Source organism: Paraburkholderia sp. EG286B (assembly GCF_040965655.1).
Classification (GTDB): domain Bacteria; phylum Pseudomonadota; class Gammaproteobacteria; order Burkholderiales; family Burkholderiaceae; genus Paraburkholderia.
The window spans coordinates 204,336-230,219 of the sequence record NZ_JBFRCF010000013.1 but is presented as its reverse complement, the minus strand read 5'-3'; the positions used below and the strand labels follow the sequence as shown (position 1 = coordinate 230,219).

Sequence of the window (25,884 nt, the reverse complement as noted above, 5' to 3'; positions counted from 1 at the left end):
CTACAAAGTCTTTTTCCGCCGCGCAAGCGCGCTCTAGAGTTCGGCACTACGCTTGTCGAGGAAGAAGCGCAGGCCGCAACCGAGTCGACTCGCACAACCTTCACGGAGCCATACCATGAACATGAACACGGACACCCAACCTGTCGTTCTGGTTACCGGCGCGTTGACCGGCATCGGCCGCGCCACCGCTCTCGCTTACGCTCGCGACAAGGCGCGGGTGGTCGTTTCCGGCCGCCGCGACGAGCCCGGCCGCGCCCTGGCCGACGAACTCCGCGAACTCGGCGCGCAAGCCGAATACATCCACGCCGACGTGAGCAAGGAAGACGACGTGCGCGCGCTGATCGAGCGCACGATCGAACGTTTCGGCCGCATCGATATCGCCGTCAACTCGGCCGGCGTCGAAGGCGAGTCCGGCCCCGTCACCGAACAAACGCCGGAGAACTACGCGGCCGTGTTCGACGCGAACGTGCTCGGCACGCTGCTCGCGATGAAGCACGAACTGCGCGCCATGACGGCGCAAGGCAGCGGCAGCATCGTCAACGTTTCGTCGACCATGGGCGCGCGCGGCGCACCCAACGCCGCGCTGTACGTGGCGAGCAAGCATGCCGTGGAAGGCCTCACGAAGTCGGCCGCGCTCGAAGCGGCGTCGTTCGGCGTGCGCGTGAACGCCGTGGCGCCCGGCCCCGTGCAGACCGCCATGCTCGACCGCTTCATGCCCGACCCGCAGCGCAAGGCGACCTCGCTCGCGAACGTGCCGCTCAAGCGCGCCGGCAGCCCCGAGGAGATCGCCGACGCGATCCGCTTCGTCGGCTCCGGCGCGGCCAGCTTCATGACGGGCGAAATCCTGCGCGTCAACGGCGGGCGCACGGCAGCGTAATGCTCGTTGCGCCGCCGCCCGGGCCGGAGGCCGCTCGCATACACGGATGCGGCCCGCCGTTTTCTCGCCGCTGAACCCGCGTTATCCGACGACGTCCGCCAGCCCGCCATCAACGTGAACGGCCCCAAGGTGACCACCATGTCCACGCCTCGTTTCGATGAACGCCCGCCCGCGCTCCAGGCGGTGCAAACACGTCCGCTCTTCGTGATGCGGCTCGACGTCAAGCCGATCGAGATCGTCGGCCAGACCGGGGGCGCGTTGCGCCGTGTCGGCACGGGCCACCGCTTTCCGGGCGGCCCGGTCTACAGCATTTTCGAAGTGCTCTGAGCCGCGCGTTGCGCCGCCCCCGCGCCTCACGCCGCGCCGATATGCGGCTGCAGCGCCTTGAGCCAGCATGCCACCACCACCGCCCCGCCATCGGGCGTCCCGATTGCGCGCGCGCCGAGATAGCTTGCCCGGCCCGCGCGCGGCGTCATTTGCGCCGTGCTTTTCGCACCGGACTCCGCGGCGCTCACCGCCTGCGCCCACGCCTCGCTCACGGGGCGCACCGACTTCAAGGCGCTTTCCAGCGCAGCGACGGCGGGAACGAGCGCATCGAGCATCGTGCGGTCGCCGGGTTTCGCGCCGCCCAGTTCGCTGATCGCCTCGGCCGCGCCGCGCATGGCGGCCGCCCAGTCCCGCGCGTCGAGCTGCGCTTGCTCGCCGAGCATGCGCGAGGCGCGCAGCAGCGCCGTTGCGTAGAACGGCCCGGAACTGCCCGCTATCGCGCGGCGCAATGCCGCGCCGAGTGCGGCGAGCGCGCTGCCCGGCGAGCCGAGCGCGCCTTGCGGCACGGCGAGCATGGCCTGCGCGGCGCGCTGCATGCTCGCGCCCAGATCGCCGTCGCCGGCTCGGGAATCGAGGTCCGTGAACAGCGCTTCGTTCTCGATCAATGCGTGCGCAACGGCATCGAGCGCCGGCTTCAGACGCCGCGCCCATGCAACGCTCGCCGCGTCCGCAGGCGTCGCGCCCGCCTCGGCGCGCACATCGGCCGCTGAAAACGCCGGCTCGATGCGGATTCGCCGGTTGACCGTGCCGACGCCGGGCCACGCGCGCGCTTCGGTGGCCGCGTCGAGCAGCGCCAGTTTCGCATCGTCGAGCCGCAGCACGGAGATCGAACAGCCCGGCATGTTGAGCGCCGAAAGAAACGTGCCGGTCCACGCCCGCTCGACCGTCACATGACGGCGATTCAGGCCCTCGAATGCATCGCGCATGATGATCGCCAGTTCCATCGCGGGCGTCGCGCCCAGTCCGTTCACGAGCAGCGCCACGCGCTCGCCGCTTTTCAACGCCAGGTCTTCGACGATATTGGCGAGCAGCGTTTCCGTCAATTCGCCCGCCGCCATCGGCACCGTGCGCTCCACGCCCTTCTCGCCGTGGATGCCCATGCCGAGTTCGATCTCGTCGTCGGCGAGGCGAAAGCCGGCTTGCTCCGCGCCGGGCAGCGTGCAGCCGTCGAGCGCCACGCCCATCGTGCCCAGATTTTCGGCCACGCCGCGCGCAATCGCGGCCACGAGGCCTAGCGCGTCGCCGCGCGCCGCCGCCGCGCCCGCGATCTTGTGCACGAGCACCGTCCCCGCAATGCCGCGCCGCTGATTGCGCTCCGTATGCCCGCGCAACGACACGTCGTCGGCCACGATGACGATTTCGACCGGCATGCCCTCGGCTCGCGCCAGTTCGGCCGCGAGACCGAAATTGAGCCGGTCCCCCGTGTAGTTCTTCACGATGAGCAGCGCGCCGTTCGGTCCCGCGCTCGCGCGAATCGCGGCCAGCACGGCGTCGGTGGAGGGCGACGTGAACACCTCGCCGCACACGGCGGCGGTGAGCATGCCCTGTCCGACATAACCGCCATGCGCGGGCTCGTGGCCGCTGCCGCCCCCCGAAATCACGGCGACGGGGCGCTCGGCCGGGCTGGGCAGCGGGTTGCGAACGAGCACGTTTTCGTTGCCGAGCACGGCGACATGCGGCGCAGTGCGCGCAATGCCCTCGAGCATTTCGCGCACGACGGACGAAGGATCGTTGACGAGTTTCTTCATGGGAGTCCCTTGAACGAGTAACCGGGGGCAAAAACGAGGGGCAGAAGCGAGAGTTAAAACGGCGGACCGCGCGCGATCCTTCATGCCATGAGCGTATTGAAGCACGGGCGTCGGATGTATTCCGGATGTCTGTCCCACGCGTAGCGCCGGCATCCAGGCATCCAGGCGTCTAGGTAAAAACACCCATCAAAGCGGCACGCCAACTACCCGTTATTCAGACAGTAGCGACCGATCACGGACTTGCCGTGCCTTCGCCGTCTGCACGCCCGGAACACCATGGCCTCTCTGCCCCCCGGTGCCTTCACCAGTAACCTGCCCACTCCGGCCCAGCAACGCGGCGCGAGTGGCGATGTGCCGAATCGCGTTGCGTGGCGATGAACGTAGCTGAACTATCCGGAACCCCTCCACAGGCCCCGTCCCGCGCGCCCGGCAAGGGCGTCGCCGTAGCGCTAGCCGTGGCGCTGATCGTCTGCGTGGCAATCGGCGCGATACTGAGCGCGAACCTTTCGCGCGGCACGGCCGACTCGCGGCTTCGCCAGGAACTGAGCATCACGACGGAACTCGAAGCCCTGCTCACGCTGCATATTGCTGCGAATACCGACTTCCTCAAAGGCGTCGGCACCGCTGGCTACACGTCGCGCGCGTGGCCGATCAAGCGGGCCGCCGTCGTGGCCGGTATTTACGACCGGCTCGAGCACGACTTTGCCGGCGCGCCGCGCAACGAGCGCGCGATCCGCGAGTTGCGGCAGCTGAGCGCCGTCTGGCCCGAGCAGCTCGACGCGGCCGCCCGCAATATCGCGCTCGCCGACGCGGGCGCGAGGCTCGAGCCCGCCCTGATGCAGCGCGCGAACGAAACGCTCAGCTCCATCATGTCGCTGCTCACCGAGCTGCGCTCCGAGCAGCGCGAGCAGATCAAGGTCGTGCAGTTCGGCGCGCAGGCGCAGCTCGCGCGGCAAAAGATCTCGCTGATCGGCACGGCGACAGCCGGCGCGCTGCTACTGCTCTTCACGCTGTTTACGAGCCACCGCGCAGCGCTTTCCCGCAGCGCGGCGAAGATCGTCGCGTTCGAGGCCGAGCGGCGCTTTCGCGAGTACTTCGAGCAGCATCCGGTTGCGATGCTCATCTTCGATGTGCGCTCCTATGCGATCCTCACCGCCAACGCCGCGGCCCAGCACCAATACGGCGCGAGCCTGCAGCAGCTCAAGGGCATGTCGATCGAGCGGCTGCGCCCGCAGGCCGAAACCGGCGCGTTCCGCCGCGACCTGCACGGCTACGTCAATTCCGGCGCGCAAAGCGGCGCAGGCGGCGTGCGCCGGCATGTGCGCATCGACGGAGAAGTGATCCACGTCGATATCGCCTGGCATCTGCTCGACTATGCGGGCCAGGACGCGTGCTTCATCACCGCGCACGACGTCACGGCGCACGAACAGGCGAGAGAGCACTTGCGCATTCGAAGCCGGGCGCTGGAGGCTTCGAGAAACGCCGTGATCATTTCGCAAAAGGTCGACGGCGAAAGCATCATCACGTACGCCAACGCGGCGTTCGAGCGCATCACCGGCCGCGCCGTGGCGACGGCGAATGGCGCCGGGCATTGGGACATGCTCGATTGCGATAAAGCGTCCGCCGATGCCCATATGGTTCGCAGTGCCATGCAATCGGAGCGCGAAGGCGAGGGCCTGCTCAAATGCTGCCGGCCCGATGGCTCGCCCTACTGGATCGAGCTGCATGTCGCGCCGGTGCTCGACGAGCGCAATCGCCCCACGCACTGCGTAACGGTGTTCAACGACGTTTCCGAGCGCATCCGCTATCAGGAGCAGTTGCGCCTGCAGGCCAACGAGGACTCGCTCACGCACCTGCCGAACCGGCTCGGCCTCAAGGCGCGCTTGCGCGAACTGGTCAGGACGGCGCTCGACGCGCAGCAGAAGTTCGCGCTGGTGTTCATCGACCTCGACAACTTCAAGGAGGTCAACGACTCGCTCGGCCATACCGCGGGCGACGAGGTGCTGTGCGAAGTGGCGCGCCGCCTGTCCGCCAATATCGCCCGGGGCGAAATGGTGTCGCGCTATGCGGGCGACGAGTTCGTCGCCGTGCTGTACGGCCGGGGCGGCGTCGATCACTTCGTCGCCGCCGCGGCACGCATGCAGGAATCCTTGACACATGGCCTGCTGATCGGCAACAAGGTCATCGTGCCGCTCGCCTGTGTCGGCCTCGCCGTGTTCCCCGATCATTCGAGCGACCCCGATTCACTCCTCAAGTACGCCGACTCGGCCATGTACCGCGCCAAGTCGGTGGGACCGGGCAGCATGCAGGTATTCGACATGGCCATCGCCATGCAGAACCTCGAGCGCGCGAGCCTCGCGCAGGCGTTGCGCCTCGCCGTGGCGGCGCGCGCGTTTGCCGTGGCGTGGCAGCCGAGAGTCGACCCGAGGACGGGCGAGACGATGGGTTTCGAGGCGCTCGTTCGCTGGCACGACGCGGAGCGCGGCCAGGTGAGCCCGGCGCTGTTCGTGCCGCTCGCCGAGGAAAACGGCCTGATCGTGCAGATCGGCGAGTTCGTGTTCGAGGAGGCCTGCCGCCAGGCCCGCGAGTGGGCGCGTCAGCACCCGGACATCGTCGTTTCGGTCAACGTTTCGCCGGTCCAGTTCGTGCGCGCGGATTTGCCCGCCATGATGGCGGAAACGCTCGCGCGCACCGGCGTGAGCCCGCGCAATATCGAGCTGGAAATCACCGAAGGCGTGCTCATGGCGCCCCGTTCGCTCGCCACGCTGCGCGCCCTGCGCGAGATGGGGCTCTCGGTCGCCATCGACGACTTCGGCTCGGGCTATTCGAGCCTCGGGTACATTCGCAGCTTCATGCCCGATCGCCTCAAGCTCGACATGTCGTTCGTGAGGGGCATTGGCCACTCGCGCGCGGACGAGGTCATCGTGAAGGCCGTGCTCGCACTCGGTCATACGCTCGGCATGCGCGTGGTGGCCGAGGGCGTGGAAACGCTGCGGCAACTGGAATTCCTGATCGAGAACGGCTGCAACGAAGCGCAGGGCTACTGGTTCTCACGTCCTGTGGATGCAGCGAGCGCGCAGTCTTACCTGGAAGCGAGCCATGCGGCCAGCATTCAGCAACGGTAACCTGCTCAGATGGCTCACGGGGCCGCGCACCATTTTCTATGGCAGCCTGGCGGTCGCCTTCATCATGGCGTCGCTCTGCGCGACGGTGCTCTACGAGAGCCGCCACGACGCCCTGGAGCGCGCCAGGGAGAACTCGCGCAACGTCGCACTGATTGCCGAACGCGATATCGAGCGCAACCTCGAGCTTTACGAGCTCTCGCTGCAAGCCGTGGTCGACGGCATCGGCCGGCCCGACGTCATGGCGCTGCCCGCGCCTCTGCGCAGCCAGCTGCTGTTCGACCACGCCATTACCGCGCAATATCTGGGTTCGATCCTCGTGCTCGACGAAGCGGGCAACGTCGTCATGAATTCGGCCACGGGCGCGCCGCTCAACGCCAATTTCGCCGACCGCGACTACTTTACGGCGCAGCGCGACAATCCCCATGCCGGCCTCTACATCAGTGCGCCCTACCATTCGCGCCTGCGCAACGGCTCGCCCAGCATTGCGCTGAGCCGCAGGCTTTCGCATCCCGACGGGTCGTTCGCCGGCATCGTCATGATCGCCATTAACCTCGAGTATTTTCACCAGTTGTTCGCTGGGCTCTCACTGGGCCGCCACGGGGCGATTTCGCTGATCGCGCAGGACGGCACCATGATCATGCGCCAGCCCTACGATCCGGCCGTGGTGGGGCGCAACATCCGCAACGCGAGTACCTTCCGCCACTTTCTCGCTGCGAAGGAAGGCAGTTTCTCGGACACGTCGTCGATCGACGGCGTGCGCCGGATGTATTTTTTCCGCAATTTTCCGCGCCAGCCGCTGATCATCATGGTGGCGGAAGCCGAACCCGATATCTACGCCGCGTGGCGGCGGCGCGCGCTGACCATCGGCACGCTCATGGGCACCTTCGCGATCGGCTTCGTCGGCCTCTCGTTCGTGCTCGCCACGCAGTTGCGGCGCAGGATGCGCGCCGAGTCGGAACTGCAGCTGCTCGCGCGCACCGACAGTCTCACGGGCCTGAACAATCGCCGCACGCTCGGCGAAATCCTCGAACAGGAGTGGCGGCGCGCCAGGCGCGCGCGCAGCGTGTTCTCGCTGCTGTTCGTCGATATCGACCGCTTCAAGGCCTATAACGACCAGTACGGCCATCAGGCCGGCGACGACGCGCTCGCCGCCGTGGCGCGCTGCATCGGCGAAAACATCCGCCGGCCCGCGGACACCGCCGCCCGCTACGGCGGCGAAGAGTTCATCGTCGTGCTGCCCGATACGCTGCTCGAAGGCGCCTGCGCGATCGCCGAGAAGATCCGCCATGCGATCAGCGAACTCGCCATCGAGCATGCGGGCAGCGAGTACGGGCGGGTCACGGCAAGCATTGGCTCCGCAAGCTGGTCGCCGGACCAGGATGTCGATGTCACGCAGGTCATCAAGGCGGCCGATCAGGCGCTGTACGACGCGAAAGCGCGCGGCCGCAACCGCGTCGCCATGTGCTGCGCCTGACCCGCTCGGCTACGGGGTGGCGACGCTGGTAGAAGCGGCGCCTGCGTGCTCGGCCCGAGGCGCATCCTGCCCGCCTCCCAGCGCCACATACAACGACGCGCCGTTTTGCAGCGCCGCCGCGCGTAGCTGGATCAGTTGCTGTTGCGCCGCGAACAGGCTGCGCTTCGCATCGACCACTTCCAGGTAGATGGAAATACCGTTCTCGTAGCGCAGTTCCGCGGCCTCGGCGAGGCGCGACTCGGAGGCCACCGCGCGCTCCTGTGCCGCGATTTGCTCCTGCAGGCGCTGGCGCGCGATCAGCGCGTCGGAGACTTCGCGGAACGCCACCTGAACGGCCTTCTGGTAGTTCGCCACGAGTTCGGTCTGGCGCGCCTCAGAGAGGCGCACTTGCGCGCTGCGGCGCCCCGCGTCGAAGATCGGCAGCGTGACGAACCCGGAGATGAGCCATGCCTGCTTGCCGGGCACGAACAGGTCGCTCAACTCGGGAGACACATAGCCAAAATTGCCCGTGAGCGAAACACGCGGGAAATAGTCGGCGCGCGCGGCGCCGATATCGGCGTCGGCGGCACGCAGCGACTGCTCGGCCGCGCGAATGTCGGGGCGCAGCGCGAGCAGCGAAGAAGGCAGGCCCGCGTCGAGCGTGCCGAACTGGTCCGCGTCGGCCAGCGCGTGGCGCTGCGTCATCTCCGCGGCATCCGGCAGCGGTCCGCCGATCAGGACAGCCAACTGATCGCGCTGCTGGCCCGTCGTTCTTTGCAGCTCGGCAAGCTGCGTCTGCGCCTGCGTGACGAGAATGCGCGCCTGCTCGTAGTCCACGAGCGAGGTCGCGCCCGCTTCGAGGCGCAGCCGCGCGACCTCCAGCGCATACTGGCGCGTTTCCAGCGTGTGCTGCGCGAGGTCGATGCCCTCGTTGCCCGAGAGGATGGCGTAGTAGGTCGCCGCCACATTGCTGATGAGCGAGAGACGAAAGGCTTCGTTGGCCTCCATCGTCGCCAGATAATTGCGCCGCGCCGACTCGCTCAGGTTGGCCACGCGCCCCCAGAAGTCGAGTTCGAACGACGTGACGGCCACCTGCACGCTGTACTGGTTGAAGTGAATCGACGTGTTGTTGTTGGGCAGTTCGGGCTCGATGGAGTTGAGCGGCGTTTTGGTGCGGGTAGCGTCGGCGCCCGCGGCCACTTGCGGAAACTGCGCGGAGCGCTGCACGCGGTAAAGCGCCTGAGCCTGCTCGATGCGCGCAACCGATGCCGCCAGATCGCGGTTATGCGCCAGCGCCATGGCAATCAACTGCTTGAGCGCCGGGTCGCGAAAGAAAGTCTCCCAACTGAGCTCCGAAGCGAGCCGCTCGCCGCCCGGTGCGGCAATATCCGCACTCTCGTAGCTTTGCGCAATCGGCAACTCCGGCTGCTGGTAGCGCGGCGCGAAGTTGCACGACGCGAGCGTCAGGCATGCCGTGATCGCCGTCCACCTGGCAGTCTTAAGCATCGTGCGCTCCCGCGGGCCGCGCGTCTTCTTCGTCATCGTCGCGCATGCGTTTGCGGCTCAACCATCGGCGCGCCACCACGTAGAACACGGGCGTAAAGAAAATGCCGAACAGCGTGGCCGTGAGCATGCTGCCCATGATGCCCGTACCCACCGCCTGCCGGCCCGCCGCGCCCGCGCCCGTGGCGAGCACGAGCGGCAGCATGCCGAGCACGAAGGTCACGCTCGTCATCAGGATCGGCCGCAGGCGCTGACGCGCGCCGTTCACGGCCGCGCTCACCGTATCGCTGCCCGCGGCCTCCTCCTTGATCGCGAATTCCACGATCAGAATGGCGTTTTTTGCCGCGAGGCCGATGATGGTCACGAGGCCGATATTGAAGTAGATGTCCGCGGAAAAACGCCGCGCCATGGTGAAGAGCACCGCGCCCAGCACGCCCAGCGGAATGATGAGCAGGACCGCAATGGGGATCGCCCAGCTCTCGTAGAGCGCGGCGAGCAGCAGGAACACCACGACGAGCGAGAGCAGCAGCAGCGCACCGATCTGCCCGGCCGCCTGCTGTTCCTCGAACGCCGTGCCGGTCCATTCGTAGGTCAGGCTGCCGGTAAGAACGTGGTCCGCAATGCGCTCCATCTCCGCGAGCGCCGCGCCGCTCGAACGGCCCGGCGCGGCCTGTCCCGAGATCGTGGCCGAGGGAAAGCCGTTGTAGCGTTCGACCTGCTGCGGCCCCGAGCTCCAGTGCACGCTCGTGAACGCCGAGAACGGCACCATCTCGCCCACGTTGTTGCGCAGCCGCAGCGCGCCGATATCCTCGGGCCGCATGCGCTGGTCGGCGTCGGCTTGCATGAGCACGCGCAACACGTTCCCCTCGTAGACGAAATCGTTCACGTAGTTCGAGCCGAATGCGAGCGCGAGCGCGCTGTTCACCTGACCGATCTGCAGCCCCAGCGCGCGTGCCTTCACGCGGTCGATGTCGACATAGAGTTGCGGCGCGGGCGGCAAACCGTCGGGACGCACGCCCACCAGCAAGGGACTGCGCGCAGCCTCCGCCAGCATGCGCGCGCTCGCCTGCTGCAGCGCCGCGCCGCCCACGCCGCTGCGGTCGAGTATCTTCATCGTGAAACCGCTCGCATTGCCGAGCGCGGGAATGGCCGGCGGATCGAGCGCGAAGACGAGCGCTTGCGGAATATTGCGGAACGCCGCGTTCGCGCGCGCCACCAGCGCCCCCGCCGAATTGGCCGCGCCCGGCCGCTCCGCCCACGGCTTCAGGTCGACGAACGACATTGCCGCCGACTGGCCCTGGCCGAAGAAGCTGAATCCCGTGACGGAGGCGATATTGCGCACCTGCGGCTGCTGCCTGAGAAAGGCCTCGACCTGATCGACGACCTGTTGCGTGCGCTGCGCCGTCGCGCCGGGCGCCGCCGTATACGCGACGAAAATGTGCCCCTGGTCCTCGCCCGGAATGAAGCCGCGCGGCAACTGGGTGAAGAGGAACCCGGTCGTCGCGCACACCACGACGAATACGAGGAGCCAGCGCACCGGCTTGCGCAGCATCGCCTGCACGGCCAGCACATAGCGCTCGGTGGCGGTTTCCATGCCGCGGTTGAATCCATCGAACACGCGCCGCTGCATGCGGGCCGGCCAGTGCGTGGCGGCGGGCTTGCCGGTGCCGTCGCCGGTCGTCGTCCTGCTGCCCAGCAGCGTTGCCGACATGGCCACGCCCAGCGTCAGCGCGAGCAGGGTCGAGAGAAAGATCGAGACGGTGAGCGTGACCGAGAACTGGCGATAGATCGCGCCCGTCGAACCCGGAAAGAACGCCATCGGGACGAACACCGCAATGAGCACGAGTGTGCTCGCAATGGCGGCGCCCGCAATCTGCCCGACGGCCTTGACGGTCGCCCGCCGCGAACCGAGTCCCTCTTGCTGGATTACGCGCTCGACGCTTTCCACCACCACGATCGCGTCGTCGTTGAGGATGCCGATCGCCACGACCATGGCGAACAGCGAAAGCAGATTGATGGAGAGTCCGAACAAAAAAATGCCGACGCACGTGCCGACCAGCGCGATCGGCACGACCAGCGTGGGAATGAGCGTCGCGCGCCATTTCTGCAGGAACAGGAACACGATGACCGTCACGAGCAGCAGCGCCTCGACCATGGTGCGCAGCACGCCGCTCAGCGAGGTCGTGATGAACGGCGTCGTATCGAACGGCACGACCCATGCCACGCCCTTCGGGAAGGTCGGCTGCAATTGCGTGAGACGCTGGCGCACCGCGCGCGCCACGGCCAGCGCATTCGCGCCGCTCGCGAGCTGGATGGCGATCCCGGCGGACTCCCTGCCGTTCACGCGAAAGCGAAAGCCATAGCTGTCGTTACCCAGCTCCACGCGTGCGACGTCGCCCACACGCACCGTCGAGCCATCCGGGTTCGAGCGCACGATCACCTCGCGGAACTGCTCGGGCGTCGAAAAGCGGCCGCGCATGACGATCTGCGCATTGAGTTCGGCGCCCGGCGCAATCGGCTGGTCGCCAAGGCTGCCGCCCGCAGTCTGGCTGTTCTGCTCCTGGATGGCCGTCATCACTTCGTTGGCCGAAATACCGAAGCTGCTCAGTTTTTCCGGATCGATCCAGATCCGCATGGCATACGACGAACCGAACAGCTGCGCGTCGCCGACGCCGGGAATACGGCGCAATTCGTTGACGATGTTGTTGGCGGCAAAGTTGCCCAGCTCGACGGCCGGGATCGATCCATCGGCGGACTGCAGCGCAACGAGCATCAGAAAGCCCGACGACGCTTTCGTGACGCTCACGCCCACCTGCCTCACCTCCAGCGGCAGCCGCGGCTCCACGCGGCTCAGGCGGTCCTGAACCTGTGAGAGCGCCACGTCGAGATTCGTGCCGGGCCTGAGCGTGACGGTGATCTGCGCCGTGCCGTTCGAGCGGCTCTGCGACGACATGTAGAGGAAATTGTCGACGCCGTTCATCTCGTCTTCGATGATCGACGTGACCGTGCGGTCCAGCGTGTTCGCGTCGGCGCCGCTGAAGACCGCCGATATCGTGAGCGAGGGCGGCGCGACGTCGGGGTACTGCTCGACCGGCAGCAGCATGAGCGCGAGGGCGCCGAAGAGCGTGACGAACAGCGCAACGACCCACGCGAAGACCGGCCGGTAGACGAAGAATCGGTTCATGAGGCGCGCCGCTCAGGAGTGGGCCGGCGCGGCGAAGGGATGGGCGTCCACGCGCTGCCCCGGCTGCACCCTTTGCCAGCCGTCGACGATGACGCGCTCACCCGGCTCCAGCCCGTCCTTCACGACCCATTGCCCCGCTTCCTGCGGGCCGAGCACGACATTGCGGCGCACGACGGTGCCGTCTTCGGCAACGAGCGAGAGGTTCGCCCCGTTGTTGTCGAACTGCACGGCGCGCGCGGGGACGACCAGCCCGTTCGGTATCGTGCCGATCACGACGCGCCCGCGCACGAACTGCCCCGGCAACAAGATGCGCGATGCATTGTTGAAGCGCGCGCGCAGCACCTGCGTTCCGGTGGAAGGATCGACGACGAGGTCGGTGAAGTCGAGCACGCCCGGCTCGCCATAGTCGTCGCCGTTCGCGAGCGTGAGCCAGACCTGTGCGCGGTCCGCGGCCGGCGCCGCGAGCGTGCCCGAGGCGATCTGTTTGCGTACTTCCAGCAACGAAATATTCGACTGGGTAAAAACGGCGTTCACCGGCGTGAGCTGGTTGACCTGCGTGAGCAAGGTCGCGCCGGCCGCACTGACCAGCGCGCCTTCGGTGACGAGCGCGCGCCCCACACGGCCCGCTATCGGCGCGCGCACGGTACACCGATCGAGGCGAAGCTGCGCGAGCGTCACCGCGGCGCGTGCGTCCGCAACGTTCGCGTCGGCCTGCTGCAGTGCGGCCGTCGCGGCCTCGAACTCCTGGGCGCTCACGACCTGACGCGCCACCAGCGGCTTGAAGCGCGCCACCTCCGAGGCCGCATTGCCCTGCACGGCGCGGGCCCGGTTGAGCGCCGCCTGGGCCTGCTGCAATGCGGCCTCGTAGTCGCGCGAATCGATCAGAAAGAGCGGCGCGCCGGCGCGCACGTCGGTGCCCTCCTCGAAGAGCCGCCGCTCGACGATCCCGTCCACGCGGGCGCGCACCTCCGCCGAGCGGATCGCTTCGATCCGCCCCGGCAGTTCGATCTCGCGGGGAATCGATTGCGCCGCAACCGTTACGACCAGCACGCTCGGCGGCGGTGGCGCCGCGCCGCTCTGAGCTTGCCGGTCGCGGCATCCGTTGCCCGCCAGCAGCAACATGGCCGCCATGCCGATCAGCCACGGTCTACAGCGTCTGGGTTCGCAGTTTGGCACGCGAGGCTCCACCGAAAAATAGAGACGGTACGCGCGCGCCCCGAACGGCTCATTGCGCAGTACTCGACCGGATCATTGCGATGTTCACTCAAACTGCGATTTACGGCCCGCGATGTGCGCAATTCGCAAGAGCAGAAGCGCGCGAAAAGCGCATAACGTTGGGATCGTTATCTAACAAGCAGCGCTTTCATGCATTCACAGGAATTACGCAAAAGCGCCGCAAAATCAACCACTCGTAAATTACTTGAAGTCGGAATTCCGTTTACTACTATGGATAGACGCTTCACACCCTTATTCACACCGCTAGTTTCGTTCGTTTTCCAGCCTTTGCCCATATGCTTTTAAGGGCACGTTCGCACAGTTCGATATCACGGCTTTCGGGATGTTCTATAACCGAAGAAGCCATTGGTCATGGCGACGTCAATCATCTTCTTGCCTCAGGAGATCGAATCATGAAAAGCCAACTCGTCCTCTCAGTCATCGCTGCGCTCCTCGTCGGTGTTGCCTCTTCCGCAATGGCGCAAGACGCAGCATCGGGTGCAGATCAAAGCCAGGGGACAGGTCGCCAGCAGGTCATGCCAACCATGCCGCATCGCGACTGGCACGAGGGCCAACAGGTTCCCTCGAAATATCGGCACTACAACTATCAGATGAAGGACTGGAAGTCGCATAACCTGGACGCACCGAAGCGCGGCCAGCAATGGCTTGGCGTGAACGGCGACTACGTGCTGGTGACGAGAAGCAACTGGAGGATCTCGAAGATCGTTTCGGGTACTGAATGACCGGATGACGCGACGGGCTACTTTGCCGTAGCCCGCGTGCTGCATGATTCAGGCATGGACGGTCGCCATGCCTGCCGCCCTTCTCACTCGACGAGCCGCGCGCGCAGGCGCTTGTACTCGTCGTCGGTAATCGAGCCTGTCGTTTTCAGCTTGTCGAGCTTTTCGATTTCGTCCGCGACGCTGTAGCCCACTATGTGGCGCAGTTCTTCGCGCGCCTTCTGCGCCCGTTCCTGGTTGCGATGCGCCATGTCTCTGCCCTGCGTGAGGACATAGGCAAATATGCCGATATAGGGCAAAACAATCAGAAAAATCACCCAGACGATCTTCAGGAAGCCCGAGATATCGGTTCGACGGAACAGGTCGCTCGTGATCGTGATGAACAGCCAGAACCACAGAATGAACATGAATATCGAAAACGCATCGATAATAAAGTTCGAAAACGTAAAGCCATTTGCGAAGATCATGAATCGCCTCCGTCGGTTTTGCGTGTGTAAAACGGCAACCGCACACTGACACGGGCATCGATGGCGACACCGTGTGCGCGCGAAACGTGATGCACGGCCGCGACGCGGCCGCCGACTGCGCTTTCGTCAAATCAGATCAGCTCGCGCCTGCGCTCCCGGCCGCCAAACGGCACCACGGCCATGGAAATGAGATCCAGCCCGAGGAACAATCCGAGCAAGGGTAACGGCACGCTCGGGAAATTGGCGGCCAGAAAAATGGCGAGCAGGAAAGACAACGCCGCGCTGACAATGCCGATATTGTTGATCTTCACATCCTGCCCGACCGACGCAATGATCTTGAAGAAGCCGTCGAGTACGAAGAAGATCATCAGCATCACGGTAAGCCCACGCGCCCGTGCGCTGTCATTGACCAGAATGAGAATGCCGATGAGTATCGGCACGATGACTGGCGGAAAGCGCCTGATAGCGAGTTTCCAGTCTTTCGTCGTGAAGAGATTCAAGGCATGCACGAAGCCGCAGAACAACAGCATCCTTGCGATGAAAAGCGTTCCAATCAGGGACCTTGTCGAGAGCGACAAGACGATGCAGAAAATTCCCGCCGCGACGAGAAGCGTTGAACTGGCAATCGGAAAAATAGCACGCTTTTTCATATTCGAATGTAACTGCGTCAATACGGTTACATAGCTCGGCATATCTGACTTGCGCGTATTCTTGCCGAATTATAGGCTTAAGCGAAATTAAGCGTTCTACGATCAGCCGTGGAAGTATAGTGCGTGAGTGTGCAAATACAAGGGCGCGATTGCACCGCGAGCACCATGAACCTCGAACGCCGCCACACCTCCTCGTTCAGCCCCGACGGCGAGCACTTCCTGCTCGACGGCAAGCCCTTGCAGATTCGCAGCGGCGAGATGCATCCCGCGCGCATACCACGCGAGTACTGGCTGCATCGCATTCGCATGGCCAAGGCGATGGGCATGAACTGCATCGCGTTGTACATCATGTGGAACTACCACGAGCCACGCCCGGGCGTGTTCGACTTCGCAAGCGGCAACCGCGATATCGAAGCCTTCATCCGCCTGTGCCAGCAAGAAGCGTTGTGGGTGCTGTTGCGCCCGGGCCCCTACGTTTGCGCCGAGTGGGACCTGGGCGGCCTCCCCGCTTACCTGCTGGGCGAACCGGACATTCAGCTGCGCACCGACTCCGCCACCGATGCCCGTTACATGGCCGCGGTTGCACGCTATATCGGCGAACTGGCTCCCCGCATCAAGCCGTTGATGATCGATGCCGGCGGCCCGATCCTGATGATCCAGATAGAGAATGAATTCGGCTCGTACGCAAGCAATCCCGCTTACCTCGAAGAATTGAGGCAGCTTTGGCTGCGGGGCGGCATAGCGGGGCCCTTCTACACCGAGGACGGTCTCGCGCAACTCGAGCGCAATCGCACGACGGTGACGGGTGGCGCCATCGCATTGAGCAACGGCAACGCGGCGCAAATCGCCACGGTACGGCGCGCGTTTCCTGCCGTGCCCGCGATGGCGGGCGAGGTCTATCCGGGCTGGCTGACGCATTGGGGCGAGCCGGAATTCGCGGGACTACATTACGACCTTTCCGCCATCTTGACGGCATTCATGCAGTCGCAATTGTCGTTCAACCTCTATGTCATTCACGGCGGCACCAGCTTTGGCTTTTATGCCGGCGCGAATGTGGACGAGTCGGGTAATTATCAACCCGATATCACGAGCTACGACTATGGCGCGCCAATTAACGAGCAAGGGGCCGCCACCGCGAAATACCTGAAGTATCGCGACATCATCGCCCGTTATCTGGCCGAGCCGTTGCCGGAGATTCCGGACGCCATACCCACGGTCGCGGGCCACACCCTGACGCCCACCCTCTATGCCTCGATCTGGGACAACCTGCCCGCGCCTTTGCCGCGCGAATCGAGCGTCGGTCCGCAGCCGTTCGAGCACTACGGTCAGACGTCCGGCCTCATGTTGTATCGCAAACAGTTGCGGGCGCAACCGGTCGGTGCGCTGGATATCAGCGACGTTCACGACTATGCGGCAGTTTTTGTCGGCGAGCACTACGCGGGCGGCGTCTCGCGCGCGCGCATTCCGCACGGCTATGCTCAGCGGTTACACGTGACACATCGCGCGCCGCTCGCATTGCCCGCCAACGTGGCCGGCCCGCTGGAAATTCTGGTAGAGGCCATGGGGCGCGTCAATTTCGGGCCTGCGATCGTCGACCGCAAAGGACTGCTCGCGCCCGTGAAGATGCAATACGCCGACGGGTCCGTTTCCTCAATCGCGGAATGGGAAGTCTTTTTGCTACCGATGGATGAGGCGTACATCGCCGGGTTGGAGGCACGCTGCACGAGTCCGCTGAAACCCGGGCTCTTTTTCAAGGCACGCCTGGTTCTGGATGAAATCGGCGACACCTGGCTCGATATGAGCCAATGGACCAAGGGCGTGGTCTGGGTCAATGGGCACAATCTCGGGCGCTACTGGCGTATCGGCCCGCAACAGCGCTTGTATTGCCCCGCGCCGTGGCTCACGCAGGGCGAGAACGAGGTGCTGATCTTCGACCTGCATCAGACCGAAACGAAACCCGTGCAACTGATGAATTCGTTGTATTAGCCACCACCGGCCGGCAGCAACTCCAGCGTGAGCACTTCGAAAGGCGCGAGCTGGATTTCGCACGGCACGTCCGCGTCGAGTATTGCGGGAATGCCGGTCTTGCCTGCCTGCCAGAGACTCCGCGCATGGAATCGTCCTGCCGCCCCGGCCGGTAATTCCAGTTGATGGCGCAGCGCCAGGGCAAAGCGCTGCGCCTGATCGTGCGGATTGCGCAGCGTCACGATGGCCTTGTGCTGCGCCCACGCGGCCCAGCCGTAGATGGCCGCTTCGTCGGGCGCGCCGCCGATCCAGTGGCTGTCGCGTAAGACGTCGCCGTTCGCGCGCGCCCATCGGGCCGCCTGGGCGAGCACGTTCCAGTCGTCTTCGCCCAGCAGCGATGGCGTGATGTACAGCTCCTGCAATTGCGTACCGCTCGCGAAGAAGGACCGCACCTCGTGCGCGAATGCATCGCCTGCCGGCACATTCAGGCGTGGATTGCACTGTGCAGCGACAATGCCGTGCAGCATCAGGGAGTTGAGCGGAAAGAGCGGGCTGCGCAGCACGACGTTGCGGTACGTCTGCGCGTCGCGATACGTGATCCAGCGCTCGCGGCTCGGGCCGCTGCCCGCCTGACCGTCGTCGCTGCCGCCGCGCCAGATCGCGTCGACGTAGCGCAGCCAGAACGGCGAGGGCTGCGTGCCGGTCGAGAGATTGATGAAGGTTGCCGGTTTCGCCGCGCGAATGTCGCCGATGAGCTGGATCGCCGCGTCCCAGTCGCTATCGAAAAGGCTGCCTGGAAATACACGGTCCGCGTTGCCCGTCCCATCGAACTTGAACTGGTTCACGCCGTCCCTCGCGAGCAGGCTCATCACGACTGCGTGAAAGCGCTCGTAATAGCGCGGCCCCGATAACGCAAAACCATTGTCGATGACTTCATAGCCCGCGGCGCGGCCGTGCGTGACGCGTTCGTCCTTTGGGCCGCAATAGCCGCCCCAGGGCGACAACCAGACGCCGGGCGCGCCGCCATAGCGTGCCGCCGCCTCGCGCAGCGGCACGAAGCCATGCGGAAACGCCTGGCTGAAATGCCAGCCGCCGCCAAGGTCGTCCCAGCCATCGTCGAAAAGAAACGAATCGATCTGCACGCCACGCGCAGTATGCAATTCGCGGCCGATCGTTTCGATGCGCTCCAGCGCCTGGTCCTGCGTATAAGGCGTGAGATAGCCGATATCCCACCAGCTGTTGTAGTGCAGAAACGGACGATATGGGCGGGCGCGCTCCTGCTCGAGGCAGGTGGCGAAATCGCGCCGCAACTGACCGTCGCGAGCCACGCCGGCCACGGCGGAATAAGTCAGCGTCCGGTTCTTTTGCAGCGGCAGCGTGCGTTGCAGCGTAAAGCTGACGCTATCCGCGTCCACGTGGCTGGTTGCAAGCGGCAACTCGAAGCCCAGATAGAAGTTGCCAGCAACGACCGGCGTGCCCTTGCGCTCGCTGCCGGTCTGCGCGCCGACCGCGCGCGCCTGCAGCAGGGAAACGACGGCAATGGCTTCGTCCTGGCGCAAGGCCGTCACGTTCAGCGTCATGCGCAGATATCGCGCGCCGTCGCGCTGCTCTACGCTCCATTGAATCGCGAGGCGTCTCTGGGCGTCGCCCAGCGTGATGCTCACGCGCCGGCCCGCGACGCGTTCGGCCAGGCGCGATGCGTGCGGGTTGGCCGCGAGCGCCTCTTCCCGTACCGGCGCGACCACCTGTATGCCGGCCGGGCCGAGTGTGGTGCCATCCGCGAAAGTTAGCGCGAACGGCGCGGCGATGGGCAACGCACCCGCCCCGGCGCAATCGACAAGTGAAAACCGCGTGAGGTGTTCATCCGCGAGCGCCCAGCGCAAGGCAACGGCATGGTTCCCGAACGAGCAGACGTCGCCCTGTTTCCGGAATTCGGGCATGCAGGCTTGCGTAGAAGTTCGATCGTCGGTACGCATAGGCAACCTGTCTCGGGCGCGGGCAGCCTCTATAGGGTAATGGCAACGACACCAACGTGTAATGACCCTAAAGCGGCTTGCCCACGCGAATGGCCATTCAGGGCCGCGCGCTTCCCTTATGGGAACCTTAAGGCCGCCATTTTTCGCGCGGCTTTACCAGCGGTTACACGATTGACAAATCTGCGCATCCCGTTCGTAAGCTCAGCGACTAGAATGCGCTTCCATCGCAACCGCGTCCGTTGACTGGAATAGAGATCATCATGAATCGCCTGACGTTTTATCTCCTCGCAGGACTCGCAGGGACGTGTGTCAGCACAGCGGCATCCGCCCATGCCGATATCGGTGTCTATCTCGGCGTTCCCGGTCCGGTCTATGCCGCGCCCGAGCCAGTGTACGAAGCACCGCCGCCCGTCGTTTATGCAGCACCGCCCGCTGCGGTCTACGAACCGGCCCCCGCCTACGGCTACTACCGCTACGACCACGACGACGAACACCACTGGCACGACCACGGCCGTCATCGCGGCTGGGAACATCACCACGGCGACGACGACGATTGACCGGCGCGCCCGCCACCCAGATCGTTGCGCGCGCAACGTCATGCGCGCGCATTCCTCCCTGCTAGTGCCCGTCCCACGCTCCCTCCCAGCGAAAGCGGTCCTGTTCGGCCAGGTTAGCCCGCTCCAAGTTGTCTAGCCAATAAACGCTTACAACGCGCACTCCACGCTGCCTCCCGCCCTTCCTTCCCGTGTGCAACGCGCACGTGTCAGCCCGTTTACACCGTCCGCCAGCAAAAACCCTAGTTGTCTCAATATGTGAGAGCCGTTATCTTGTCTATACAACACGGCTGACGTGACAGCCCGCTGTTGACCATGCCGCCATCCCTCATGGCGGCGTCGAAAGACATACTGGAGACTCCACGTCAATGAAGAAGTTTGCCCTGTGCATCGCGATGCTCGCCGTCGCCACCTCCGTCTGCGCGAAGGACTGGACCACGGTCCGCTTCGGCGTGGACGCCAGTTATCCCCCGTTCGAATCGAAGAGCACGGACGGCAAGCTGGTCGGCTTCGACATCGACGTCGGCAACGAAATCTGCAAACGCATCAACGCGAAGTGTGTCTGGGTGGAAAGCGAATTCGACGGCATGATTCCGGCGCTCAAGGCGAAGAAGTTCGACGCCGTGCTCTCCTCGATGTCGATGACGCCGCAGCGCGAAGCGCAGATCGCGTTCTCGTCGAAGGTCTTCCACACGCCTAGCCGCCTCGTCGCGAAGAAGGGCTCGAGCCTCCAGCCCACGGCCGATTCGTTGAAGGGCAAGACGGTCGGCGTCGAGCAGGGAACGACCCAGGAAGCCTACGCAAAAGCCAACTGGGCACCGAACGGTGTGAAGATCGTGCCTTACCAGGATCAGGGCCAGGTCTATGCGGACCTGCTCTCGGGCCGCCTCGACGCCGCGCTGCAAGACGCCGTGCAGGCCGACCTGAGCTTCCTGAAGACCCCGCGCGGCGCAGGCTTCGCGTTCACGAACGGCGAACTCAGCGATCCCAGCGGCATCCTCGGCAACGGCGCCGCCATCGGCTTGCGCAAGGACGACGCCGACCTGAAGGTGAAGATCGACAAGGCACTCGCCGACATGCTCAAGGACGGCACGTACAAGAAGATCGAATCGCGCTACTTCGCGTTCGACGTGTACGGTTCCTGAGCCTGACCGGAGCATACGATTCGCGACGAAGGCGCGGGACACTCCCGCGCCTTTTGCCCTTTCCGCCGCCTGCAACTTTCCCCGCCCTCTCGCCATCATGCAGATTCAGACCCATCCGCTCATTTCGCCGGCGCTCGGCACCGCGCGGCACCTCACGAGCTTCCACTACGGCCCCACCGGCGCACAGAAGATCTACATCCAGTCGTCGCTGCATGCCGACGAACTGCCGGGCATGCTGGTCGCCTGGGCGCTGCGCCAACGCCTTGCCGCGCTCGAAGCCGCAGGCAAGCTGCGCGGCGAGGTCGTCGTCGTGCCCGTGCCCAATCCCATCGGCCTCAACCAGCGCCTGCTCGGTCAGCTGCTCGGCCGCTTCGAAAGCGGCACCGCGGCCAACTTCAACCGCCACTTCCACGATCTCGCCGAACTCGTGCTCCCGCGTGTCGGTCCTCGCCTGAGCGCCGACGCACAGCAGAACGTGGCCGTCGTGCGCGCTGCGATGCGCGAGGCGCTCGACGAACAGGCGCCCACCACCGAACTCGGCTCGCAGCGGCTTGCGCTTCAGCGCCTGTCGTATGACGCCGACGTCGTGCTCGATCTGCATTGCGACTTCGAAGGCGCGCTGCATCTCTACACGAACCCCGATCTGTGGCCCGATGTCGAGCCGCTCGCGCGCTATCTCGAAGCGAAGGCCTCGCTGTTCGCGCTCAATTCGGACGGCAATCCGTTCGACGAGATCCACAGCTTCTGCTGGTCCGCGCTGCGCGAGCGCTACGGCGAGCGCTTTCCGATTCCCAACGGCGCGGTTTCCGTGACGATCGAGTTGCGCGGCCAGGCAGACGTGAGCTACGACTTCGCCGAGCGCGACGCGAACGCCATCATCAATTACCTCACGCATCGCGGTGTGATCGAGGGCGCGCCCGCGCCGCTGCCGGCGCTCGAATACCCGGCCACGCCGTTCGCGGGCGCCGAAGCGCTCATCGCGCCGGCCTCCGGCGTACTCGTGTTCCGCACACCGGTTGGCGTGAGGGTCGAACCGGGCCAGCCGATCGCCGATGTGGTCGACCCGCTGACCGATCGCGTCGTCACGATCACGAGTTCCGTGACCGGCATGCTGTATGCACGCCAACGCACGCGCTTCGCCACGGCGGGGATGGAAGTCGCGTGGGTGGCAGGCGCCACGCCGCTGCGCAGCGGCTCGCTGCTGCCCAACTAGGCGATGAAACCGGGTAAATCACCCGAAACGATGTGGGGTCGTGCCCGATAACGGACACGTTACGCGGCACAGTTCGTTTGAAAACGAAACGATGTGTGACGGGGCGTAACAGCGGGCCGGCAGGCACACCGCACAGGACGATGCCTGCCGTTGCGGCGCAGTGAGGGCGGGAGCAAGCGCGATTTACACTTGCTTTCGATTCTTTACCTATGCGCACTGAGTTGAAACTTACGATTGTCAGCGCCTGGAACATCGGGCCCCAAGGCGGCCGGAGACCTCCGTTTCCGGCCGCCTTTCTCATTCGTAAATAGAACCAGCGGAATGGCCCACAATAAATGAACAGCTTCGATACCGTCATTCTGGGAGCCCTCACCCAAGTCGATCTGCCGCCACTGCTCAATCACGCGATCCGGGTGATGGTGGGGCTCTATACGTTCAAGGGTTATTTCCTCATCCCGCTCATCTGGTGGATCTGGTTCCAGCCCAACGAGCGGCGCGCGTGGCGGCGCGAGATGATGATCGCGACGGTGGCCAGCGGCCTGATCGCGCTCGCCGTGGGACGGCTCCTCGCGCGTTTTCTGCCGTTCCGGCAACGGCCGCTCTTCAATCCCGATCTGCACCTGCATTTCGCCTCGTCGTCGCTGCGGGCGGCCGGGCTCACCGACTTCAGCTCGTTTCCGAGCGATCACGCCATGCTGTGGGTGGCGATCGCGATGGGGATCTTTCTGGTATGGCGTGTGGTCGGCGCGCTGGTGATGTCGTATGTGGTACTGATCATCTGCTTGCCGCGTGCGTATCTGGGCTATCACTACCCCACGGATCTGATCGCGGGCGGCGCAATCGGCGTGGTGATTACCTGGCTGATGACGCGCGATGCCGTCAGGAAGCGGACCGCCGAGCCCGCACTGCGCCTGATGGTGCGCTTTCCAGGGGCGGCTGCCGCATTCACGTTTCTCGTGTGTTTCGAACTGGTCACGCAATTCGACGATCTGCTGCGGCTCGCCCACTCCGTGGTGCACGGGATGATCTGAAAACCGGCGCGGGCGGCGTATTCCGTACGCCGCCCGCGCGGCTTCACACTGCGCCCGGATTGACGTACGCCGTCTTGACCGTGGTGTAGAACTCGCGGGCATAGCTGCCTTGCTCGCGCGGGCCGTAGCTCGAACCCTTGCGGCCGCCGAACGGCACGTGATAGTCCACGCCCGCCGTTGCGGTGTTCACCATGACCATGCCGGCCTGCACATGGCGGCGGAAATGGTTGGCATGACTGAGCGACGTCGTGCAGATGCCGGCCGACAAGCCGAACTCCGTGTCGTTCGCCACGGCGAGCGCCTCGTGATAGTCCTTCACCTTGATGACCGAGGCGACCGGGCCGAACACTTCTTCGCGGTTGATGCGCATTGGCGCGGTCGTACCGGTGACTAGCGCGGGGGCGAGGAAATAGCCGCGCGTGGCGCCTTCCACGCGCTCGCCGCCGTACACCTCGCCGCCCTCTTCACGCGCGATAGCAATGTAGCGCTCGTCCTGCTGAAGCTGCTTGTCGTCCACCACCGGCCCGATATGCGTGCCGTCCGCCAGCGCGTCGCCCGTCTTCAGCGTTTTCATGCGCGCCTTCATCGCTTCGATGAAACGGTCGTGAATGCCTTCGGTCACGATGAGGCGGCTTGACGCCGTGCAGCGCTGCCCCGTCGAGAAGAATGCGCCGTTGATGCAGGCTTCCACGGCGACGTCGAGATTGGCGTCGTCGAGCACGACCATGGGATTTTTGCCGCCCATTTCCAGCTGGAACTTCTTGCCCGTTGCAAAGCACTTCGTGCCGATCGCGCGGCCCGTCGGGACCGAGCCGGTGAAACTCACGGCATCGACATCGGGCGAGCTGACGATCGCCTCGCCCACCACCGAGCCGCGCCCCATCACGAGGTTGATCACGCCGGCAGGCGCGCCCGCTTCCGCAATGATCTTCACGAGTTCCCACGTGCTGGCCGGCACGAGGTCGGCGGGCTTGATGACGACCGTGTTGCCATAGGCCAGCGCGGGCGCGATCTTCCAGGCGGGAATGGCGATCGGAAAGTTCCAGGGCGTAATGAGCCCGATCACGCCGATCGGCTCGCGCGTCACTTCGACGGTCATGCCGGGGCGCACCGAAGGCACGATCTCGCCGCCCAGGCGCAGCGCCTCGCCGGCAAAGAACTTGAAGATTTGCGCGGCGCGGCCCACTTCGCCGATGGCCTCGGGCAGCGTCTTGCCCTCCTCGCGCGCGAGCAGGCGGCCCAGCTCGGCCTTGCGCGCGAGAATCACGCTGCCCACCTGGTCGAGCAAATCGAAGCGTTGCTGCGGCGTGGACAGCGACCACTGCGCAAAGGCCTTGCGCGCGGCGGCGATGGCGTCGCGCGTCTGCGCGTCGTCTGCCTGCGCGAACTCGCCGATCGCGTCGTCGAGATTGGAGGGATTGATGTTGGTGGAGGCCGTGGCGCCGCGCACCCACTGGCCGCCGATGTAATTGTCGAACTGGTTCATGTCGCGTTTCCCGATTCAGTGACTCACAGCAATCCGCGCGCAGCGAGATTGCGATAGAGCGCGCGCACGCCGAAGGTCCACGGCGCGAGCGCCGTGCTCAATTGCACGGTGTTGATCAGTGCGCCGAGTTCCGGCGCGGAGATGGTGACCTTGTCGCCCAGATGATGCGTAAAGCCGCCGCCTTGCGTGTCGCGATCCTTGATCGGCGAGAACATGGTGCCGAGAAACAGCATGAAGCCATCGGGATACTGGTGATGCGGGCCCCACGTCTGCGCCACGAGGTCGGCCGGGTCGCGGCTGATTTCGCTCATGTGGCTGATGCCTTCCAGCACGAAGTCGTCGTCCGTGCCCTCCACGCGCAGCGCGACGCTCGTCTTGCGCACCGTGTCGAGGCTGAACGACTCGTCGAACAGACGCACGAACGGGCCGATCGCGCACGAGGCGTTATTGTCCTTGCACTTGCCGAGCAGCAGCGCCGAGCGGCCTTCGATGTCGCGCAGATTGACGTCGTTGCCGAGCGTCGCGCCGACGATCTCGCCGCGGCTGTTCACGGCCAGGACGATTTCCGGCTCGGGGTTGTTCCAGACCGAAGCGGCCAGCAAGCCGACAGCCGCGCCGAAGCCCACCGCCGACATGGGCTGCGACTTCGAAAAGACTTCCGCGTCGGGCCCGATACCCACTTCCATGTACTGGGACCACGCGCCGCGCCGCTCGAGTTCCGCCTTGAGCTTCATCGCTTCTTCCGAGCCCGGCTTGATCTTCGAGAGATCGGTGCCGATCGTGGCCGCGATGGTTTCGCGCACTTCCTGCGCCTTGGCGGGATCGCCGCCCGCCTGCTCCTCGATCACGCGCTCGATCAGGCTCACCGCGAACGTCACGCCGCAAGCCTTGATCGCCTGCACGTCGTTGGGCGCGAGCAGACGCAGCGCGGGCTCGCCGCTGCCGGGCAGATTCGCTTCGATCAGTTTTTCCACCGGGCCGAGCGATTCGCCTCTCACGGTGCGCGCGAATTGCGCGAGGTCCTCGCGGTCGAACAGATCCGCGGTAGTCGGCGCGCTGGCCGTGATATCGATGACTTCGCCGTTGCGCACGAGCACGACGGAGGGGCCTTCATGCTCGCCTGCCTTGCGCCACACGCGGCCAACGAGCAGCGCCTGCCCGACATCGCCGGGAAGCCAGTTTGAGGGGGTGTTCGAGGTCATGGTGCGTCCAGTTGAGTGTCCGG

19 protein-coding genes are annotated in these 25,884 nt (G+C 65.2%); 10 read left to right on the top strand and 9 right to left on the bottom strand.

Going from position 1 to position 25,884, the window contains the following annotated elements:
- Positions 1–121: 121 nt before the first annotated feature.
- Both AB4Y42_RS27285 and AB4Y42_RS27280 read left to right on the top strand, forming a co-directional pair.
- Positions 122–877: an SDR family NAD(P)-dependent oxidoreductase gene (locus AB4Y42_RS27285; RefSeq protein WP_368687472.1), complete on the top strand. Its 756-nt coding sequence runs from the start codon at positions 122–124 to the stop codon at positions 875–877.
- Between the two features lie 138 nt (positions 878–1,015).
- On the top strand, positions 1,016–1,204 hold the full coding sequence (locus AB4Y42_RS27280) for a hypothetical protein (protein WP_368695896.1): 189 nt from the start codon (positions 1,016–1,018) through the stop codon (positions 1,202–1,204).
- A 26-nt stretch (positions 1,205–1,230) separates the two neighbouring features.
- On the opposite strand, the gene AB4Y42_RS27275 is transcribed toward AB4Y42_RS27280, so the two are convergent.
- A complete protein-coding gene (locus tag AB4Y42_RS27275; RefSeq protein ID WP_368695895.1) occupies positions 1,231–2,952 on the bottom strand; it encodes a dihydroxyacetone kinase family protein in 1,722 nt (573 codons plus the stop codon).
- A 374-nt stretch (positions 2,953–3,326) separates the two neighbouring features.
- Here AB4Y42_RS27275 and AB4Y42_RS27270 point away from each other — a divergent pair, with 374 nt between their 5' ends.
- Both AB4Y42_RS27270 and AB4Y42_RS27265 read left to right on the top strand, forming a co-directional pair.
- Positions 3,327–6,077, top strand: a complete 2,751-nt coding sequence (locus AB4Y42_RS27270) for a putative bifunctional diguanylate cyclase/phosphodiesterase (RefSeq protein WP_368695894.1) — start codon at positions 3,327–3,329, stop codon at positions 6,075–6,077.
- Complete coding sequence (locus tag AB4Y42_RS27265; protein ID WP_368695893.1) at positions 6,052–7,551, top strand: diguanylate cyclase; 1,500 nt, start codon at positions 6,052–6,054, stop codon at positions 7,549–7,551. Before AB4Y42_RS27270 ends, AB4Y42_RS27265 begins: the two co-directional genes overlap by 26 nt.
- Positions 7,552–7,560: 9 nt before the next feature.
- On the opposite strand, the gene AB4Y42_RS27260 is transcribed toward AB4Y42_RS27265, so the two are convergent.
- The 3 genes from AB4Y42_RS27260 to AB4Y42_RS27250 are packed head-to-tail and all read right to left on the bottom strand — an operon-like array spanning position 7,561 to position 13,348.
- Positions 7,561–9,036, bottom strand: a complete 1,476-nt coding sequence (locus tag AB4Y42_RS27260) for an efflux transporter outer membrane subunit (RefSeq protein WP_368687158.1) — start codon at positions 9,034–9,036, stop codon at positions 7,561–7,563.
- Complete coding sequence (locus AB4Y42_RS27255) at positions 9,029–12,217, bottom strand: multidrug efflux RND transporter permease subunit (protein ID WP_368687159.1); 3,189 nt, start codon at positions 12,215–12,217, stop codon at positions 9,029–9,031. The genes AB4Y42_RS27260 and AB4Y42_RS27255 overlap by 8 nt, the downstream gene beginning before the upstream one ends.
- A 12-nt stretch (positions 12,218–12,229) precedes the next feature.
- Positions 12,230–13,348 (bottom strand): efflux RND transporter periplasmic adaptor subunit, encoded by a 1,119-nt coding sequence (locus tag AB4Y42_RS27250; RefSeq protein WP_368695892.1) that lies wholly within the window; start codon positions 13,346–13,348, stop codon positions 12,230–12,232.
- Positions 13,349–13,845: 497 nt separating this feature from the next.
- Here AB4Y42_RS27250 and AB4Y42_RS27245 point away from each other — a divergent pair, with 497 nt between their 5' ends.
- Positions 13,846–14,175: an RcnB family protein gene (locus AB4Y42_RS27245; protein ID WP_368687161.1), complete on the top strand. Its 330-nt coding sequence runs from the start codon at positions 13,846–13,848 to the stop codon at positions 14,173–14,175.
- Between the two features lie 83 nt (positions 14,176–14,258).
- Here AB4Y42_RS27245 and AB4Y42_RS27240 read toward each other — a convergent pair whose 3' ends face one another.
- Together AB4Y42_RS27240 and AB4Y42_RS27235 are read right to left on the bottom strand one after the other, a co-directional pair.
- Positions 14,259–14,639: an SHOCT domain-containing protein gene (locus AB4Y42_RS27240; RefSeq protein WP_110383799.1), complete on the bottom strand. Its 381-nt coding sequence runs from the start codon at positions 14,637–14,639 to the stop codon at positions 14,259–14,261.
- 131 nt (positions 14,640–14,770) lie between these two features.
- Positions 14,771–15,289, bottom strand: coding sequence for a hypothetical protein (locus AB4Y42_RS27235; RefSeq protein WP_368687162.1), 519 nt, complete (start codon positions 15,287–15,289; stop codon positions 14,771–14,773).
- A 165-nt stretch (positions 15,290–15,454) separates the two neighbouring features.
- On the opposite strand from AB4Y42_RS27235, the gene AB4Y42_RS27230 reads away from it, so the two are divergent.
- Entirely contained in the window at positions 15,455–17,275 is a 1,821-nt protein-coding gene (locus AB4Y42_RS27230) for a beta-galactosidase (RefSeq protein WP_368695891.1), read from the top strand.
- Here the strand turns inward: AB4Y42_RS27230 and AB4Y42_RS27225 are convergent.
- Positions 17,272–19,194, bottom strand: a complete 1,923-nt coding sequence (locus AB4Y42_RS27225; RefSeq protein ID WP_368695890.1) for an enterotoxin — start codon at positions 19,192–19,194, stop codon at positions 17,272–17,274. The genes AB4Y42_RS27230 and AB4Y42_RS27225 overlap by 4 nt on opposite strands.
- Positions 19,195–19,490: 296 nt before the next feature.
- Here AB4Y42_RS27225 and AB4Y42_RS27220 point away from each other — a divergent pair, with 296 nt between their 5' ends.
- From AB4Y42_RS27220 to AB4Y42_RS27205, 4 genes are all read left to right on the top strand, one after another.
- Positions 19,491–19,787, top strand: a complete 297-nt coding sequence (locus tag AB4Y42_RS27220; RefSeq protein ID WP_342923576.1) for a hypothetical protein — start codon at positions 19,491–19,493, stop codon at positions 19,785–19,787.
- Positions 19,788–20,152: 365 nt separating this feature from the next.
- The gene (locus AB4Y42_RS27215; protein WP_368695889.1) at positions 20,153–20,929 is read left to right on the top strand and encodes an ABC transporter substrate-binding protein; all 777 of its coding nucleotides are present in this window, start codon (positions 20,153–20,155) and stop codon (positions 20,927–20,929) included.
- A gap of 97 nt (positions 20,930–21,026) precedes the next feature.
- Positions 21,027–22,142 carry a succinylglutamate desuccinylase/aspartoacylase family protein gene (locus tag AB4Y42_RS27210; protein ID WP_368695888.1) on the top strand — a complete coding sequence of 372 codons (1,116 nt, stop codon included), beginning with the start codon at positions 21,027–21,029 and terminating at the stop codon, positions 22,140–22,142.
- 335 nt (positions 22,143–22,477) lie between these two features.
- Complete coding sequence (locus tag AB4Y42_RS27205) at positions 22,478–23,173, top strand: phosphatase PAP2 family protein (protein ID WP_368695887.1); 696 nt, start codon at positions 22,478–22,480, stop codon at positions 23,171–23,173.
- A gap of 43 nt (positions 23,174–23,216) precedes the next feature.
- Here the strand turns inward: AB4Y42_RS27205 and AB4Y42_RS27200 are convergent, their stop codons facing one another.
- Together AB4Y42_RS27200 and AB4Y42_RS27195 are read right to left on the bottom strand one after the other, a co-directional pair.
- The gene (locus tag AB4Y42_RS27200) at positions 23,217–24,659 is read right to left on the bottom strand and encodes an aldehyde dehydrogenase family protein (protein WP_368695886.1); all 1,443 of its coding nucleotides are present in this window, start codon (positions 24,657–24,659) and stop codon (positions 23,217–23,219) included.
- A gap of 23 nt (positions 24,660–24,682) precedes the next feature.
- On the bottom strand, positions 24,683–25,861 hold the full coding sequence (locus AB4Y42_RS27195; protein WP_368695885.1) for a fumarylacetoacetate hydrolase family protein: 1,179 nt from the start codon (positions 25,859–25,861) through the stop codon (positions 24,683–24,685).
- Between the last annotated feature and the right edge of the window lie 23 nt (positions 25,862–25,884).

Excerpts from the sequence above, each read along its gene's own strand:
- AB4Y42_RS27285 (WP_368687472.1), top strand. The coding sequence starts at position 122 with ATGAACACGGACACCCAACCTGTCGTTCTGGTTACCGGCGCGTTGACC.
- AB4Y42_RS27280 (WP_368695896.1), top strand. The coding sequence starts at position 1,016 with ATGTCCACGCCTCGTTTCGATGAACGCCCGCCCGCGCTCCAGGCGGTG.
- AB4Y42_RS27275 (WP_368695895.1), bottom strand. The coding sequence starts at position 2,952 with ATGAAGAAACTCGTCAACGATCCTTCGTCCGTCGTGCGCGAAATGCTC.
- AB4Y42_RS27270 (WP_368695894.1), top strand. The coding sequence starts at position 3,327 with ATGAACGTAGCTGAACTATCCGGAACCCCTCCACAGGCCCCGTCCCGC.
- AB4Y42_RS27265 (WP_368695893.1), top strand. The coding sequence starts at position 6,052 with ATGCGGCCAGCATTCAGCAACGGTAACCTGCTCAGATGGCTCACGGGG.
- AB4Y42_RS27260 (WP_368687158.1), bottom strand. The coding sequence starts at position 9,036 with ATGCTTAAGACTGCCAGGTGGACGGCGATCACGGCATGCCTGACGCTC.
- AB4Y42_RS27255 (WP_368687159.1), bottom strand. The coding sequence starts at position 12,217 with ATGAACCGATTCTTCGTCTACCGGCCGGTCTTCGCGTGGGTCGTTGCG.
- AB4Y42_RS27250 (WP_368695892.1), bottom strand. The coding sequence starts at position 13,348 with ATGGCGGCCATGTTGCTGCTGGCGGGCAACGGATGCCGCGACCGGCAA.
- AB4Y42_RS27245 (WP_368687161.1), top strand. The coding sequence starts at position 13,846 with ATGAAAAGCCAACTCGTCCTCTCAGTCATCGCTGCGCTCCTCGTCGGT.
- AB4Y42_RS27240 (WP_110383799.1), bottom strand. The coding sequence starts at position 14,639 with ATGATCTTCGCAAATGGCTTTACGTTTTCGAACTTTATTATCGATGCG.
- AB4Y42_RS27235 (WP_368687162.1), bottom strand. The coding sequence starts at position 15,289 with ATGAAAAAGCGTGCTATTTTTCCGATTGCCAGTTCAACGCTTCTCGTC.
- AB4Y42_RS27230 (WP_368695891.1), top strand. The coding sequence starts at position 15,455 with ATGAACCTCGAACGCCGCCACACCTCCTCGTTCAGCCCCGACGGCGAG.
- AB4Y42_RS27225 (WP_368695890.1), bottom strand. The coding sequence starts at position 19,194 with ATGCCCGAATTCCGGAAACAGGGCGACGTCTGCTCGTTCGGGAACCAT.
- AB4Y42_RS27220 (WP_342923576.1), top strand. The coding sequence starts at position 19,491 with ATGAATCGCCTGACGTTTTATCTCCTCGCAGGACTCGCAGGGACGTGT.
- AB4Y42_RS27215 (WP_368695889.1), top strand. The coding sequence starts at position 20,153 with ATGAAGAAGTTTGCCCTGTGCATCGCGATGCTCGCCGTCGCCACCTCC.
- AB4Y42_RS27210 (WP_368695888.1), top strand. The coding sequence starts at position 21,027 with ATGCAGATTCAGACCCATCCGCTCATTTCGCCGGCGCTCGGCACCGCG.
- AB4Y42_RS27205 (WP_368695887.1), top strand. The coding sequence starts at position 22,478 with ATGAACAGCTTCGATACCGTCATTCTGGGAGCCCTCACCCAAGTCGAT.
- AB4Y42_RS27200 (WP_368695886.1), bottom strand. The coding sequence starts at position 24,659 with ATGAACCAGTTCGACAATTACATCGGCGGCCAGTGGGTGCGCGGCGCC.
- AB4Y42_RS27195 (WP_368695885.1), bottom strand. The coding sequence starts at position 25,861 with ATGACCTCGAACACCCCCTCAAACTGGCTTCCCGGCGATGTCGGGCAG.